We start from the raw sequence: 16,348 nt of genomic DNA, 5'->3' as shown, positions 1-16,348 counted from the left end.
GTCAGTAGATCATTTTGCATATGTTTTTATGAGACAGGTAAACCATATTCGTGCGCAACATCACGCAGCGTATGCATTAGTTCAATCGTCGCTCCGATTTCAGCTTTGTTAATCGAGACGCTCTCGACCACAATGCCCAGCGGGATCTGGTTGAGATAGGGTTGGTCGAGGATGCGCCGCAGCAGCTCCCGACACACCGCAATCGAGCGACTCAGCGGGGCTGGATCATCTAAAATTGCCGCTGCCGTGGTGTCGGGAATAGCAATGCCGAGCCAACGCATAAAATTCATGGTCTGTGGACGACCTACCGGGACAAAGTCGAGCAGCATGCGTTGTGGCTGCTCATTGCGTGCAGCACAGTCACGAACATAATCGCCAAGCAGCCGGATCGTCGGCTCGGCATCATAGACCGCCTGCGAGATAAAGTAGCGTATCCCTCGCTGCGCCTTCTGAATCAGGCGGAGACTCTCGCTCCGTTCAGCCCCATGACGCTCGGCAATCGCGACCCCACCAAGCACAAAGCCAGCAGGATGGGCCGCAGCAAGCTCGGTCGCCCGCGACAGCGCAATGCTACTCTGCGCAGCTTTGGCACTCGACAGGCCAACCAGTGACAGATAACGCACCTTATGCTGGTCAGCCGCCCGGTCAAGCCATTCGGGCCAACTCTGTTCGTTTTCGGTGGCAATGCATTTGTAGGTCACCACCGGCTTGCGCGTCAACTGCCGCAGCAGGGTGGCATACGGCGGTGAGTCAACAGTCGGGAGAAAAGGGAACGGGCGCGGCTCACTCGTCCGCGCTGATTCGTCCTGAACATCATAGACGACCAGGCCGTCGAGCGGAAGATCGGCGACGCGCTCGGCGAGCCGCGCTGCCGCACCGAGAACCCGGTCAGCCGGGGCATCAGCGCGTGGCGGGGTTGTTCCATAGAGCAGCGCAAAACGCTGCGGATCAGCCATCGTTGTTTCAAGTGACATAAACCCATCCATCCCTGCGGGAAGGCGCAACGGAACCTGCGGCCTTATGCGCATTACGTTGGTGGCCTACGGCCCCCAACCACATTTCCTGACCGAGCCAACCGCCAGCAATGCTGGCGGTTGGCTCAGGCAGGCATGAATCTAGTCTAGGCTAAAAATGCTCTGGCTGTCAAGGTGTTTCCGGTTGAACCAGATGCTCAGCGACAATCATACGGCGGGTTCGGGTTTCACTTCGCAAGATCAGCGAATTGGTCGTCGCCCGTGCGCCCTCAAAATGCACCCCGTGCAACAAAAGGCCATCAGTAATGCCCGTCGCCACAAAAAAGATCTGATTGCTGCGCACCAGATCATCACACATCATTGTCCGACGTAGATCGAGACCCGCCTCAACGATTGCCATACGCTCTTCGACGCTCTGCGGGGCCAGGCGCGCCAGCATCCCCCCGCCGAGGGCCTTGACCGCACATGCGGCCATCACGCCTTCGGCAGCTCCCCCCGCCCCCATCAAGGCATCAACCGGTCCATCAGGCAAACTCGCGAGCACAGCCCCCGAAATATCACCATCATCAGCCAGCATCACCCGCGCCCCAGCCGCCCGGATCTCGGTAATCAGATCGGCATGACGAGGCCGCTCAAGCACAAAGATCACAAGGTCACGGATCGCTTTACCTTTGGCACGAGCAATCAAGCCAATCGTCCAGGCCGCCGGAGCCGTTATGCACTCGGGCACCAGGGCCGGGGCAACGACCCGATTGACGACGATCTTTTCCATATAGACCGCTGCACTCGACGCCCACATCGAGCCTTGCGGTGCGACGGCCGCGACGGCAACCGCGCCCGGTCGCCCCCGCGCCAGCAGACGGCGTCCATCAATCGCATCCACCACTACATCAACGGGCACCCCTTGCCCGCTACCTACCCGCTTACCGCCGGGCAGCGCACTCCGCAGCCGCAGCCGTCCACCTTCACAGATCACAATCTGCCCATCGAGATCAATCGCCGCCAGCGTCTCACTCATCGCCTGACTCGCCGCGAGTTCAGCTTCCTGGCGATATCCACGGCCCATCCAGCGTGCAGCGGCCATCGCCGCCGCCTCGGTGGCCCGCACGAGATCGAGCCCCGTATTGCGGTGGAGTTCTGGCTCGCTCATCGATGTTCCTCTCCCTCTAACCCTATGTCTCAATCGCCATCAACAGATTCTGGCCTTCCCAACTCAAAAGGCCACCGCTCAAGATGCGAATGTTGGCATACCCCTGTTCACTCAGGGCAAGAAAGGCCCGTTCACTCCGACGGCCACTGCGACAAACCAGGATAAGCGGGGCTTCGCGCGGCAGATCCGCCGGATTGATCAGCAGGTCACTCAGCGGAATCGAAATTGCCCCCGGGATATGGCCCAACCGAAACTCACGTGGCTCACGAACATCAACCACCAGAGGGGGCACCTCATTGTGCATCATCTTCCAGAGTTCATGGGCCGCAACCTTTGGGGCCGTAGCACTGCCAAGGGGCAACAATGGAATGGGGGGAGCCCCACCCGGCAGGGTACGTTTCGGCAGCGTGTGGCACTCACGAAAGGCGCGCCACTCGCACTCATAGATGCAGACGGCCGGATCAAGAATCCGATAGAAGAGCGTCTCAATGGCTAGATCTTCATCAAGAAAGCGAGCCGCCCCAACCTGATCATAAAACCCAGTCAAACGCATGCGTTCAAGCACCGGATCGCGCACCCGCACAAAATAGATCTCGCCGCCGCGATCCCGCACGACCCGCCGCACATTTTCAAGCATACGAATGCCACTGATATCGCAATGCTGCACGCTGTGCATGCGCAACAACAAAAACCGTTGACCAGGTGGTGCATCAAGGATGCGGAGCAGTTCCTCTTCGATATGATTGACGGCCCCAAAATAGAGATCACCCAGCACATCAACCACCGCCAGTTGGGGACACTGCGAACGCTCGGGAAAAGCCGACCAGTGACTGAAGGTCAGGTCAGGCAACACCGCGACCACTCGCGGCATACTGGTGCGCAACAGATAGTACCCCAACGACATCAACACCCCGATCAAGATGGCAAACTGCAGCGGGAGTACCAGTGTCGCCAGAAACGTGACCACCATAATCACCGCATCGCCAGGCGCTCCACGCCAGATCCGCTTCATCGAACGGAGATCAATCATACTCCAGGCCGTCACCGCCAGTGCCCCGGCGAGCACAGCCAGCGGGATCTGGCCAATCACATCGGTCAAGACCAGTGCCGCGACCAGCACAAACACGCCACTGAATGCATTACCAAGCGCCGTCATCCCGCCGGCCTGATAGCTGAGCGCGGAACGGTTAAACGAACTCGAACAGGGATGTCCGCCAAAAAAACCGGCGGCAATATTCGCAATGCCCTGCCCAACAAATTCCTGATTGCTATCAAGGCGCTGGCGCGAATGGCTCGCCACCGCCCGCGCAATGGCAACGGCCTCGACCAGGCCAATCAGCGCAATCGCAAGGGCCCCATTCGCCAGTTGACCAATCAGATTGAGATCGAAGAGCGGCAGTGACGTAAAGGGCGGCAAGCCCTGTGGCAACATGCCGAGCAGACGCACGCCCTGCCCTTCAAGTTGCAACACCCAGGCACTCAGACTGATCGCCGTCACCCCAACCAGCACCGCCGGCACCACGCGGGTGACCCGCGGCCAGAAAATGATCAAGACAATCGTCGCCACACCAAGCACAAGCGATGGCAAATGAACAGCCTCCAGCTGCGACAGCGCCCCGATCACCGAGCCAAGCGGGCCTTCAGTTGCGGGGATCGACAGGCGTAACATCGGGCCGATCTGATTTGCCATGATCAACAGCCCAGCGCCCGCCGTAAAACCCACCGCCACTGAGTCAGAAACAAAATTCACCAGAATCCCGAGGCGCGCAAGCCCCATCAGCAACCTGATCAGCCCGGCAAGCACGGCAAGCAACCCGGCCGCCAGCAGAAACTCCGGCGAGCCAGGCAGAAAGAGCGGGGCCAGAATCGAAAGGGTCAGAATCGAAGCTGTATTGGTTGGGCCACTATTGAGATGACTCGAAGAACCCCAGAGTGCCCCAACCATCGAGGCAACAAACGCCGTATAGAGCCCCATCGTTGGGGGAAGACCGGCAAGCAGCGCAAACGCGAGTGCTTGAGGAAGCAACACGAGGCCAACCGTCAGCCCGGCAAGCAGATCAGACCGCAGGGCGACAAGAGGATAGCCACGGAAGAGACGCACCGGCTGGCTCAACAACACCGGCATCGTCCGCAAATAAGCCAGCATGAGCCTGTCTCAATAGCGGCGGTGTGTTACACCGCCAAACGCGTCACTGTGGTGGTGCAGGAACCTGCTGGGTTAGACAATGCCAGGCCCCGAGGCCCCATACCAACTCGGTACAATCGAGTCCCACCACCTCACGCTCAGGGAAACACTGTTGCAGAATGGCCTGGGCTCGCTGATCATTGACATGGTTGAAGAATGGCACCAGTACCACCTGGTTCGCGACATAAAAATTGGCATAACTGGCGGGCAAGCGTTGACCTTCGTACACCACCGGTGGGGGCATCGGCAGCTTCAACACGGTCAAATGACGACCGGCCAAGTCGGTCATATGATGCAAGCGGGCGAGATTCTCTTGCAACACGTGGTAATTCTCATCAGACGGATCTTCTTCCACGGCTGCGAGCACGACCCCCGGGGCAACAAAGCGGGCGATATCATCAACGTGCCCATCGGTATCATCGCCCACAATGCCCTCACCGAGCCAGAGGATGCGTTGCACCCCAAGGTACGCACAGAGTTGCGCCTCGATCTCGAACTGACTCAGCGTCGGATTGCGGTTCGGATTGAGCAGGCACTGCTCACTCGTCAGCAGCAACCCGGTGCCATCCACCTCAATCGAGCCACCCTCCAGCACCATCGGGTTCGCAAAGCAGGGCGTATCAAGATAGGCCGCCATCTGGCGGGGGATCTCGTTATCGAGTTCAAAAGGCGGATATTTGCCCCCCCACGCATTATAGTCCCAGTCAAGCGCCGCCACCTGCGGCTCTTCATCACGCACCACAAAGATTGCCCCGTGGTCACGGCACCAGGCATCATTGGTCGGAAAACGATGAAAAAAGAGTTCACCCGTTGCCCCGGCATCAGCGAGCAACGCCCGCGCCTGAGCTTCCATCGCCGCATCATTCACATTGATATGCACCGGCTCAGAGCGCAGCAAAATTGCCACTGCCTGCGCGTAGATCGGCAGAATTGCCTCAAGCTTGCCCGGCCAACTTGCTTCATTGTGCGGCCACGATAGCCATGTCGCCTGATGGAGGGCCCATTCCGGCGGCATCCGGTACCCAAGTTCAACTGGAGTTGCGCGCATAGCTCTCACTCATCAATAAAACGGCGCGTGATGTCGGCATAGGCATCGATCCGGCGGTCACGCAGGAACGGCCAGTGGGTACGCTGCACATCAAGCTTGCCCAGATCAACCGGCACAACCAGCACCGCAGGCGTATCCACTGGCGCAAGCGCCAGGATTGTACCCTGGGGATCACTCACAAAACTCTGCCCCCAAAACTCGATGCCACCCTCGGGATCACCTTCGTGACCAGTGCGATTCACGCTCACCACATAACATCCATTGGCAACGCCATGCGAGCGCTGGATCAACTCCCAACTCTGGTGCTGAGCCTCGCCATGGGCGGCCTTTTCAGAAGGATGCCAGCCAATCGCCGTCGGATAAAAGAGGATATCTGCGCCACGCAGGGCCGTCAAGCGAGCACCCTCGGGATACCACTGATCCCAGCAGATCAGCACCCCAAGCCGCCCAAAACGCGAGGGAAAGACCTTGAAACCAAGATCACCGGGGGTAAAGTAGAACTTCTCATAGAAGAGCGGATCATCGGGGATATGCATCTTGCGATACTTGCCGAGATAGCTCCCATCGGCATCCAGCACCGCAGCGGTGTTATGGTAAAGACCTTCGGCCCGCTTTTCAAACAGGCTGATAATCAAAACCACCCCGAGCTCACGGGCCAGTTGACCAAAGCGCTCGGTGGAAGGACCTGGGATCCGCTCGGCCAGTTGAAAATGATCATGATCTTCACGCTGGCAAAAATAGAGTGACCGGAAGAGCTCGGGCAAACAGATGATCTGCGCCCCACGGGCGGCAGCCTCACGAATGCCCGCCTCGGCTCGACGATCATTCTCGGCGGCCTCAGCCGTCAGTTGCAACTGCACCACCCCGAGGTGAACCTGCTGAGCGGCCATTTTTCTCCTCGTCCCTGGTCTGGTCGATCCATCTTCAGCATTGTACCATAGACCAGATGATCCCCTATCCAGATCCCCCACGAGGACATACCCGTTCCAGCCAGATCAGCGCCGCAATCCCCACCGCAGCCATCATCCCCGCCACAAAATAGGCCTCAACCATCGTGGCCCGCGTCAGGTAGACCCCCACCATTCCAGTCGCACCACCAAGCAGATAACAGGTCAGAACCGCCTCGCGCCGGGTCAACCCGAGCGCATGCAGGCGATGCGACAGGTGATCTTTGCCCGCCGTCGTAAAGGGGTTGACTCCACGCCGAAGCCGTGAGACAACTACCAGACTCGTGTCAAAGAGTGGCACCGCGAGAATGCAGAGCGGCACCATCCACGTGACCACCGGGGTGTTGCTTGGGAACCGCAGCTTGATCGCCAGCGCCGCCAGCATAAAGCCGAGAAAGAGACTGCCTGTATCTCCCATAAAGACAGTCGCCGGGTTGAGGTTGTAGCGTAAAAAGCCGATGCATGCCCCGATTAAGGCCGCCGCCATCGCGCCAACCAGCACCTGTCGTGGCTCGTTCATCGCGGCAAGCAAGAGAAAAAAGGTGGCCGCAATCGTGGTGATGCCACCCGATAGACCATCCATATTATCGAGAAAGTTGACCGCATTTGTAATAATAACCACCCAGAGCAACGTCACCAACCAGTTGAGCCAGATCAGCGGAAAGAGTTGTACCTGTGTACCACCAAGTAACAAGACGATCCCGGCCAGCAGTTGGCCCGCCAATTTCGCCCGCGCACTGAGGCCCCACCGGTCATCGGCCAAGCCAAAGATCGAGACCAGGGTCGCTCCAACCAGGATCGCGATCAACTCGACAATATACGCCCGATCACCAAACAAAATCAGCGCCGCCACAAAACTGCCATAGATCGCCAACCCACCCAACAGCGGCACCGGGGTGATATGCAGATCACGCACGCGCGGCACCGCAACCACCCCCGCCCGCAACGCCAGACGCCGCACCAGCGGCGTCGCTAGCATCGAAAAGGTCAGCGCGACGATGGCGATCAGGGCCGTCTGGATCATGCTACGGTGCTCCCTGCAATTGCTCGAAGTAGGCAATCAGTTGTTGCGCCTCAGCAATCGTGGCTTCGTTCCCCGTCCCCACCTCAAGCCGCCCGATCAACGCTCGCAATTCGGCTACCGCATCGGCATGCCGCGACACTTCGCTTAGCACAATCGCATAGTTGCGAATATAGTTGAGGTTATTTGGTTCGAGTTCAGCCGCTCGAGCATATGCAACGAGCGCCGCCTCGGTGTCACCACCACGCACCGACAACAGACCAGCCACCGTGTGCAGCAAGGCAAGATCGGAGCGCAAGCTTTGCGCCGCACTGCTCTGCGGGTCAAGCTTCTGGTAACGTTCCTCCTGGGTGGCGATCACGCGCAGGTAGGCATCACGCAACTGCAGGATCAGCTCGGGCTGCTCGGCTAGCGCATTGGCGACATTCTCAATTGAATTCACCGTCTGGCGGGCCGAAATACCGATAGCCTGACTATACGCATTGGTCGCCGCAATCAGATCTTGATTGCGCGACAGCGTCAGATCGGCAAGCCTGATATACGTGTCAACATAACGCTGGTCAAGCGCCGCCGAACGCTGAAGCAACTCCTCGGCCCGCGCAAAAGCGGCCTGCGCCTCTTCCGTCTGCCCCTCGGCCATCAACTGATCACCCTTGAGAATCAAGACCCCCGCAAACTCATTCAGCAGCGTGACATCCTGGGGGGCCAACTCTTCGACCTGATCATACCAGTCGAGCGCATTTTCGAGGTGTACCGGGTCATTCGACCAGCGATACCAGACACTGTTGAGCCGCCCAAGATTGGCAAAATGGTCTTTGTTCAGTGGGCTCCGGTTATGCGCATGCAGCAAGACCGCCTCGGCATAACTCATCAATTCATTCGGGGTACTCTGTTGCACAAAACTGGCAATCGCACTACTCGAGTCAAGCCCCAAGAGCACCGTGAGTTGGGGATCATCTTTGGGGGTTCCTAGTTCAGGGCTTTGCGCACGCACCGTATCAGCAAGCGACATCAGAACCCGCCCAAGGTTCAAATAGTAGAAATCCTCGCGGGCATTGAGCCGGATCGTTTGCAGATACTCATTGAGCGCCATGATCAAGCCATCAGCCGACGTCTCAGCGCGTTCACTCAAGCCCTGGGCTTGCTGGAAATGCATATCGGCCCTGATTGGATTGAAATTAAAGCTGAAAATGGCGATGAGGGTGAGGACGGCAACCATGCTATAGGCAAAGATCGGCCCCGCTCCCGGCACCGTATTGCGTGAACGCGCCGAGTTGCCTCCCCGTGCAACCTGCTGACCACGAACCGGCCCCTTTCGTCGTTTGCCGCTCGCCTGTCCACTACGGTGCGCCTGCTCAGCACTTGCGCCGTCTTCAGGTACGGCAGCCACGGCTGGTTCCAGTGGTGCAAGCGAGAGGCGATAGTGCCCCGCGAGCGCCCCACCCGTCACGGTCATTGCCAGCACCATCCAGAAGTGAGTCAGGGTCGAGACAATGGGAATACCCGTCAAGCCCTCGACAAACGTCGCGGTAATTGTGCTCAAACAGGCAATGAAGAAGACCTGCCAGCGCCAACTAGTGCTGTTGCGCATCAGTTTCCAGCTCAAGAAGACAAAGCTCACGAGCAGGAAAAGATAACTTACCAGGCCCAACAACCCCCGGGTCACCAGTTCATCAAGCAGCGCCTGGTGGGATCGGTCTGGTGAAGCCCCACGCGCCTCGATATTGGCAAGCGAAGGTGGATAAAACGGGTTAAACGCGACAAACATGCTCTCGGGGCCCCAGCCAATTACCGCACGCACCGGATCGCTCATGATCAACGCGATCGCACCGCCCGCATGCTCATCGCCAATCCAGATCAACCGCCGTACCAGGCCCGTACCTTCGCCCACTTCGAGCAAACGCCCCATGCGCCCGATGTAGGGCACATCGCGCAGTTGCTCAAACACCGGTGCTTTCGACAGGTTGAACGTGATCAGAAAACCGCCGACAGCCAGCGTCAACGTCACCCAACCGATCAAAAGACCACGGAAGAGGCGCGCACGCGTCATCTGATCGGTCGCCCTGGCGTGGCGCAAGGCTTGCCACAGCACAAGCGAGAAGAAGACAAAGAGCCCCGCACCGAGACCAATCCACGGGCCGCGACTCTGCGAAAAGACAATCGCAACGAGCAGCATCAGGGTCGCCAGGCCGGCCGCCGCCCCATCAAGCAGCCGACCGGCACGGGTTGGCTCAAGCGGGCGACGCGGCAACGTCATGCCCAGGGCATACGCCCCGATCAGCGCGGCAAGCGACGCAAAAAACCAGATGCTCCAATCACTTGCATGAGCCGCCTGATCACTGGTCAACAGCGTCTGCGCCCCACTGCCCGCCGAGATGGCAAACTGCAGTGCAAAGAGCAGCAGAAAGCCCATCGTGAAGAGGCCGGGCCAGAGCGGCATGCGTCGATCACCCCGGTCAAAATTGATCGTCAGCAGCCACCAGATCGTCGTCGTCGCCACAATCGAACCCGGCCAAACCCACCAGTAGCGTGCATCAATAACCCGAATCACGGCCCCAAATTTAATCGTCGCCAGCAAGAGCATCAAACCAGCCAGCACCAGCAGCGCCCGCACCAGGGTCCACAACCACTCACGCCCGAGCAACGGCCCCGCCTGTGGGGCCGTTGGGGCATCACTGAAGGCAACCAGCATCCGGTAGAGCGCGAAGGGCACGATCATGATCATATAAGCGGCCACAAAGATCGAGTTGCCCATCGTTGAGGCAATGCGGGTCAGTACATCGCCGCGCCAGGGCAACGGATCGAGGCCGAAGTGCTGCAAAAGCCCGTAGCCCGCTACGGCGATCCCCGTCGCAATCATAATGGTGACCATGCGTTCAAGCTGTTCGCGGTGGCGCAATGTCACCAGAATCACGATAAATAGCATGATATACGAGAGATTCGTATACGTTCCCTGAAGGCGCTGGTACGATCCCCAGAAACTCATCCAGGGCGTCACCGAGGTGATCGTTGTCAGCAAAAAGACCCCTGCATACACTGCGGTTGGCACAGCCAGAGGAATGGCCGCAAATCTCCGCCAAAGTGGCGGCACCGGCGTGGCCTCTTCGGGCGGGGGATCGGTTACGGCAGGTTTGCGTTTCTCACGTGACAACCAGGTATCAAGGAGCCCAATCAGCACGGCGGCGGCCCCGACCAGCGCCAGCGAACGCACCACTGCGATCTTATCGGGTTCGAAATGGCGGGCCGAGTAGAGATTAAAATAGAGCGGAATAAAACTCAGTGCAAGCAACCAGCTGGCCTCGGCAATACGTGCCGCCCAGCGGCTGACAGAAGTGTTCGCAGTCATGGCGTAGGTACCTGTCGATTCGCTTTCCAGGCAATGGCCCGCTCGATAATTTCGCGGGCGTTCGCGCGACTATGCTCGCTGGGGCTTCCATCAAGCATCGCCGCGAGTTCATCAATCCGTTGGTGGTCATCAAGGCGTTGAACCTGTGTACGCGTACGTTCAGGGTCAAACTCTTTGCGAATATGGTAATGCGTATCGGCAAACGCAGCGACTTGTGGAAGGTGCGAGATGCAGATGACCTGATGATTCTCGGTGATCGCCCAGAGTTTCTGACCGACCACCTGGCCGGCCCGCCCGCCGACGCCAACATCAATCTCATCGAAAATGAGGGTTGCGACTTCATCGACCCGTGAGAGAATTGATTTCAGCGCAAGCAGCAAGCGAGCACTCTCGCCACCCGAGGCAATCTTCGCCAGGGGCTTGAGTGGTTCGCCAGGATTCGGCGCAATTTGAAATTCAACCTGGTCAATGCCAGTGCGATCAACCGCCACCTTGCGACCCGCCGAAGGTACACCCTGCGGATCAGGCGTCTGTTTGATGCTCACAAAGAAGCGCACCTGCGGCATTGCTAGATCGCCCATCGCGCCTTCGATCCGTCGGGCCAGTTCATCACCAACCTCGCGTCGTCGCTGCGACAATGTAGCGGCAAGGGTGCCCAATTCGGCCAACGTTGCAGCCTCGTGCCGTTCAAGTTCGGCAATATGCACCGCGCTATTTTGCAAGCGCTCAATCTCGGTCTCGGCACTAGCCGCCCGTTCGACCAGACTGGCAAGATCGCCGCCATATTTGCGCTGCAAATCACGCAGTACCGTCAACCGATCCTCAAGGGCATCAAGACGGCCTGGATCAGCATCAAGCCCGAGGCGGTACGTACGCAGCGCCGCCGCCAAGTCTTCAAGCTGGTAATGCAACTCGCTCGCCGTCGTCGCCATGCTCTCTACCGAAGGATCAAGGCGCGCCAGTTCGACCAGGTTTCCGGCAACCGTTGCGATCAACTCGATGATTGGACGCCCAGGCGTACGTCCACCTTCGCGCCCCGCATACAGGTCGGCATACGCTTCCGTCGCCAACCCGGTCACCCGCGCCATATTCTGCACCACCTGCCGCTCACGCACCAGATCTTCTTCTTCACCCGGTCGCACCCTGGCGGCAGTCACATCCTCGATCAGAAAACGCAACTCTTCGATCCGCGCCTGACGCTGGGCCTCGTTGCGCCGCAGATCGGCCAACTCATTGCGAAGACCGCGGAGGATCTGCACCTGGGTGGCAACCTGTTCGCGCAGGGAAAGCAGTTCCCCAAAACGATCAAGCATCTCAAGATGCGTTCGCGGATTAAAGAGCGAAAGCCCCTCGTGCTGCCCATGGATGTCAATCAAGCGCCCGCCAATCTCCCGCAGCACCGCCGTATTGACCGCACGCCCATTGATCCGCGCTACACTCCGCCCCGACTCAGCACTGATCTCACGCACAACGATGACTTGCCCGTCATCCTCATCAAGCAGATCATGCTCACGCAGCAGCGGGGCTAGTTGGGGACAATCGTCGAGGCTAAAGACACCCTCGATCCGCGCACGCGTGCAACCCGCTCGCACAAACGTAACATCAACCTTTTCGCCCCGTAACATGCCCAGCGCATCAATAATGATTGATTTGCCCGCCCCGGTCTCACCGGTCAACACGGTAAAACCTTCACCAAGGCGAAGGTGTAGACGATCAATAATGGCAAAATCACGGATCTGCAGCTCAAGTAGCATAGGAAAATAATGGCACGCACAAAAGAGCTATGGATCACCACTAAAAAGCATTGTACCACAATGCCTCTGCTAATGCGTTTCTGCCTGTTTCCAGGAACAAACACGATTGCGTCCAATGCACTTCGCATGGTAGAGCGCCTGGTCAGCCCGCCAGATCAATTCACCCAGGGTCGTGAGGTCGGGCTCAAGTGTCGCAACCCCAAAGCTCATTGTGATCTGCACCGGCCCACTCAACGTCTCAATGGGCGTATGCTCGATGGTCTGGCGCAATCGCTCGGCAACCTGCATTGCTTCACGCAAATCTGTCTCTAGACAGGCAATGATAAACTCTTCGCCGCCATAGCGGGCAACAATATCTAACGGGCGAACCTGCTTGAGCGCCTTCGCTACATGCTCCAGCACCTGATCGCCAACAGCATGGCTAAAGACATCATTCACCCGCTTGAAATGGTCAATATCCATAAAGATCGTCGAAAGTTTGCCCCCATAACGCTGCACGCGCCTGAACTCGGCTTCGGCCAATTCACTGAACCGCCGCCGATTGTAAAGCCTCGTCAGCGGATCAGTTCCAGCCAGCATATAGACTTCGCGGAAGAGCCGCCCATTCTCGAGTGCCGTGGCAACCTCATTGGCGAGCACCTGCATCATCGTTACCTGACTCGGCGTATACGTCTCTTCCTGCTGACTTCCAAGCGTCAAAAGCCCGAGGAGATGCTCTTGATGGAGCAACGGGAGACCCATCCAGCTCTTGAAACTTGTTACCATGGGAAGATCGAGCGACGCCAGGGCCGCTTCATCAAGCATGAGCGGCATCCGACGCTGCATAATCTCGGCAAATGGGGGCTGTTCAGGACTGAACTCTTCACCAACCAGTCTGGCCTGCCATTCAACAGGATGGGCAGAAACAAGGCGCAGGGTGCTCTCTTCTAATAATAAAAGAAGTGACTGGTGATTCGGCACTATCTTATCAAGTTGTACTAATACTTGATGCAACATCGCATCCATATCAACATTCGAGTTGAGATGGGCCATCATCTGGCGCAACTCTTCCGTCAAATCACGTTCACTCCGTAACGAAGCTTCCGCCTCGCGCAGCATCGAATAGGTGCGCGCATTGGCCAGGGCAAGCCCACACTGATTGGCAATCGCCAGGCCCAGATTGAGGTATTGATTGCGATATTCGGGAAAGGTGATATGCCGTACAACCACCAGGCCAAAGGTCTCGTTGTGATAGCGAATCCGCAGATAAAAGCCCTCTTCCTGAGGAATAAGAGCGTGATCACGCTCCATCGAGGCCAGTACCTGCGCAAGTTCAGCGTGGCGTGCAGGCTGATCGTGACCATCTTTGGCAAAAACAGCGACAATCTGATGACCCTGGATCTGGGCGTATTCTAGATTGTTACAGCCAAAGAGCATCGCAAACATATGGCGAATCGCGGTAATGGTTGTTTCTTCTGAGCGAATCTGCGAGAGATCAACGAGCAGATCAAAGGCCATCGCATATTCGGCAATTTTGCGATTCGCGTCTTGCAAGACTCGTTTCGTCTCGGTTTGCGATGTTTTGAGATACCATTCTAAAATGACCTTCGCCAGGTAGAGCTTGAGATAATCAAGCCCAATCGTCCGCACCCGATACGGCATGTCAAGATAGGCGGCAAACGCTTTTACCCCGGACAATGCCTCTGGATCCGTCCCGGTATCAAGCAACAACAACTCTTCGACCGCCTCGTGAAAGTAGTCACGGGCCAGCGCTTGATCAAACCCCCAGGCATACAGATGCGCACGCCAGGCCCGCAACCAGCCCGGCGAAAGCAGGTAGGCCCCGCGCTTCGTTTCAGTGTCGATCAACTCTGGCCCCGCGAGCATGACCAGACAGTGGTTGAGATGAATCAACTGCGTCTGAGCGTCTAGCTTCGCCGGGAGTGCATCGGGTGTTGCCGCACATGCGCCAAGCACGATCAGATCAGTTCGTAACGCAGCAACTGGTCGTGCAAAGATCTGGTCGGTATGCTGCAACAATTGCGGTCGCCCGCAGGTCAGTGCATATGCTTCAACGGTTACAAAAGGATACCCAAGTTCACGGACAGCCTGCGCTACATCCTCATAATAGTGTCGACACACGCGCAGACAGAGCTTACCGTTCATTACTTACCCAGTCGAGGGGATACTGGCCCCAGCGTTGTACCGCTTCGCTGATCGCCATCAATGTCGTTTCGGGCACCTGGAAGGGGATTTCGCCATGATTATCGGCGAGAATAAAGCCGCCCCCACGCCCAGCCGCCGCAAGCGCCGCCTTGACGGCCGCCTCAGCCTCGGCTTCCGTCCAACGACGCATCTCAATCCCATTGAGATTGCCAAGCAGACTCACCCGGCCCGCGACTTTCTGCTTCATCAAGGCCAGATCTTCCTCGATACTGACCGCAACCGCCAGCGCCCCCGTCTGCGCAAAATCATCAAGCAGCGGCATGCAGCGCCCCGACGCTACATGGGTTGCAACCGGCCCTTTGATCCGTGCAATCACGTCTTTACTCAGGCGATGATCAAAGTCCAGATATTGTTCCCGTGAAACCACCGTGGTTGAGGCAACCGGATCAAAATAGCAGATGGCCGTCGCCCCGGCGTCAAGCTGCGCATTGGCCCAGGCCACCGCAAATTCTGCGTTGATCTGCAAGAGCTGCTTGACCAGATCAGGCCGTTCGTACATCCACGTCAGATACTGCTCGAAGCCCAGTTGCATCACGGGCAATGAGAAGGGGGCAATCACAACCCCAATGATCGGCATCGCATCTTCACTGCGCGCGCGCATCTGCCTGATCGCATCCAGAACACGCCCAAGGACAGGCGAGGTTTCGACCACTGGGGCTTTGAGGGTGCGCATATCTTCCGGCTTGCGGATCATGGGCTCGCCAGCGTTGGCCGGACCATCATCGCTCAAGATGACCTCGCCCCCCCACGCCTCGACCTCCAAGGCTGCATAAAAAAGTGCGTAGAGGCAGTCGTTTTGATACTTGTGCGCCATCCGCAACTGACCTTCAGCCACATACTCGGCATGCGCGAAATAGTCTCGCAGCGACAAGCCCAATTCACGTGCGCCATGCATTGTGACGAGCAGAAAGAGCGGCACCCGATCAGGCTCCTGATGCCCAAGCGTCGTCAAGACCCGCTCTAGTGAAGTCATAGCTGTCATGCGGATGCCTCCAACAAACTCGTCACCAGCCCAACACTATCCGACGCCGTGTAGCCCACCGCATCGGCCCCGACCTCTTGCCAGAGCTGTCGGTCAAACCGGAACGGGGCACCACCGACTATGATTTTTGGTCGCCATCCTGCCGCATCGAGTCTCTGCCGTACCGCTTTGACCTGCAACGCCGAGGGCAGCATCAACACTGAAATAAGCAAGATAGCAACCCGTTCACGCACAACCCTGGCAACAAGATTATCGGTGTCAATCCGACCATAATCGCTGACGACAAAGCCACCCGAGCGTAACGTCGCATAGACCATCCGCTTGCCCAGCATATGGTAGTCTTCGAGCACCGCAATCGCGATGACAGGTTGTCTTTGCTGCTGGACATTCGCCGCTGGCAAGAGCGTATCAACAATCTCTTCACAGATACGCCCGCTCATATAGACCTGAGCCAGCGATACGTCACCTTGCTCCCAGCGTTCACCAATCACTTCAAGCGCCGGCACGATGAGTTGCTCAACCATTATGACCGGACTGATCTCGGACACAAGTTCTTCGAGGAGGCGCCGCACTTCGAGGCGATCAATGGCAAGCAAGGCTTCGAGAAATACGTTACGTTGTGCGTCAATGTCTCGTTCTGCCGTCATAAGAACCTCTCTCGTTGTCCTTCGCTGGACAGAATGCCTTGTACCATCTCATGGTACAAGCCCAGTGCCCTCACATTGGAAGAGAGACA

Annotated in this window: 11 protein-coding genes; all 11 read right to left on the bottom strand. The window is 57.9% G+C overall.

Going from position 1 to position 16,348, the window contains the following annotated elements; all coding sequences use genetic code 11:
* Positions 1-26 precede the first annotated feature (26 nt).
* The 11 genes from EYB53_RS09480 to EYB53_RS09430 all read right to left on the bottom strand — a co-directional run bounded on the left by EYB53_RS09480 (position 27) and on the right by EYB53_RS09430 (position 16,259).
* The gene (locus EYB53_RS09480; protein ID WP_135477949.1) at positions 27-974 is read right to left on the bottom strand and encodes a hypothetical protein; all 948 of its coding nucleotides are present in this window, start codon (positions 972-974) and stop codon (positions 27-29) included.
* Between the two features lie 169 nt (positions 975-1,143).
* Entirely contained in the window at positions 1,144-2,124 is a 981-nt protein-coding gene (glpX, locus tag EYB53_RS09475) for a class II fructose-bisphosphatase (RefSeq protein ID WP_135477948.1), read from the bottom strand.
* Positions 2,125-2,146: 22 nt separating this feature from the next.
* Complete coding sequence (locus EYB53_RS09470; protein ID WP_135477947.1) at positions 2,147-4,270, bottom strand: SulP family inorganic anion transporter; 2,124 nt, start codon at positions 4,268-4,270, stop codon at positions 2,147-2,149.
* Between the two features lie 43 nt (positions 4,271-4,313).
* Positions 4,314-5,357 (bottom strand): agmatine deiminase family protein, encoded by a 1,044-nt coding sequence (locus tag EYB53_RS09465; protein ID WP_135477946.1) that lies wholly within the window; start codon positions 5,355-5,357, stop codon positions 4,314-4,316.
* A gap of 5 nt (positions 5,358-5,362) precedes the next feature.
* Positions 5,363-6,247, bottom strand: a complete 885-nt coding sequence (locus EYB53_RS09460) for a carbon-nitrogen hydrolase (RefSeq protein ID WP_135477945.1) — start codon at positions 6,245-6,247, stop codon at positions 5,363-5,365.
* 64 nt (positions 6,248-6,311) lie between these two features.
* On the bottom strand, positions 6,312-7,328 hold the full coding sequence (locus tag EYB53_RS09455) for an MraY family glycosyltransferase (RefSeq protein WP_135477944.1): 1,017 nt from the start codon (positions 7,326-7,328) through the stop codon (positions 6,312-6,314).
* Position 7,329: 1 nt separating this feature from the next.
* Positions 7,330-10,671: a hypothetical protein gene (locus EYB53_RS09450; RefSeq protein ID WP_135477943.1), complete on the bottom strand. Its 3,342-nt coding sequence runs from the start codon at positions 10,669-10,671 to the stop codon at positions 7,330-7,332.
* Positions 10,668-12,425, bottom strand: a complete 1,758-nt coding sequence (recN, locus tag EYB53_RS09445; protein ID WP_135477942.1) for a DNA repair protein RecN — start codon at positions 12,423-12,425, stop codon at positions 10,668-10,670. Before recN ends, EYB53_RS09450 begins: the two co-directional genes overlap by 4 nt.
* Positions 12,426-12,494: 69 nt before the next feature.
* Positions 12,495-14,570 (bottom strand): diguanylate cyclase, encoded by a 2,076-nt coding sequence (locus EYB53_RS09440; protein ID WP_135477941.1) that lies wholly within the window; start codon positions 14,568-14,570, stop codon positions 12,495-12,497.
* On the bottom strand, positions 14,560-15,612 hold the full coding sequence (locus EYB53_RS09435; RefSeq protein ID WP_135477940.1) for a uroporphyrinogen decarboxylase family protein: 1,053 nt from the start codon (positions 15,610-15,612) through the stop codon (positions 14,560-14,562). Before EYB53_RS09435 ends, EYB53_RS09440 begins: the two co-directional genes overlap by 11 nt.
* Positions 15,609-16,259 carry a cobalamin B12-binding domain-containing protein gene (locus EYB53_RS09430; protein WP_135477939.1) on the bottom strand — a complete coding sequence of 217 codons (651 nt, stop codon included), beginning with the start codon at positions 16,257-16,259 and terminating at the stop codon, positions 15,609-15,611. The genes EYB53_RS09435 and EYB53_RS09430 overlap by 4 nt, the downstream gene beginning before the upstream one ends.
* Positions 16,260-16,348 lie beyond the last annotated feature (89 nt).

Source organism: Candidatus Chloroploca mongolica, assembly GCF_004762035.2.
Lineage (GTDB): Bacteria > Chloroflexota > Chloroflexia > Chloroflexales > Chloroflexaceae > Chloroploca > Chloroploca mongolica.
The sequence above is the reverse complement of the archived record's forward strand: the minus strand, read 5'-3'. Positions and strand labels throughout refer to the sequence as shown.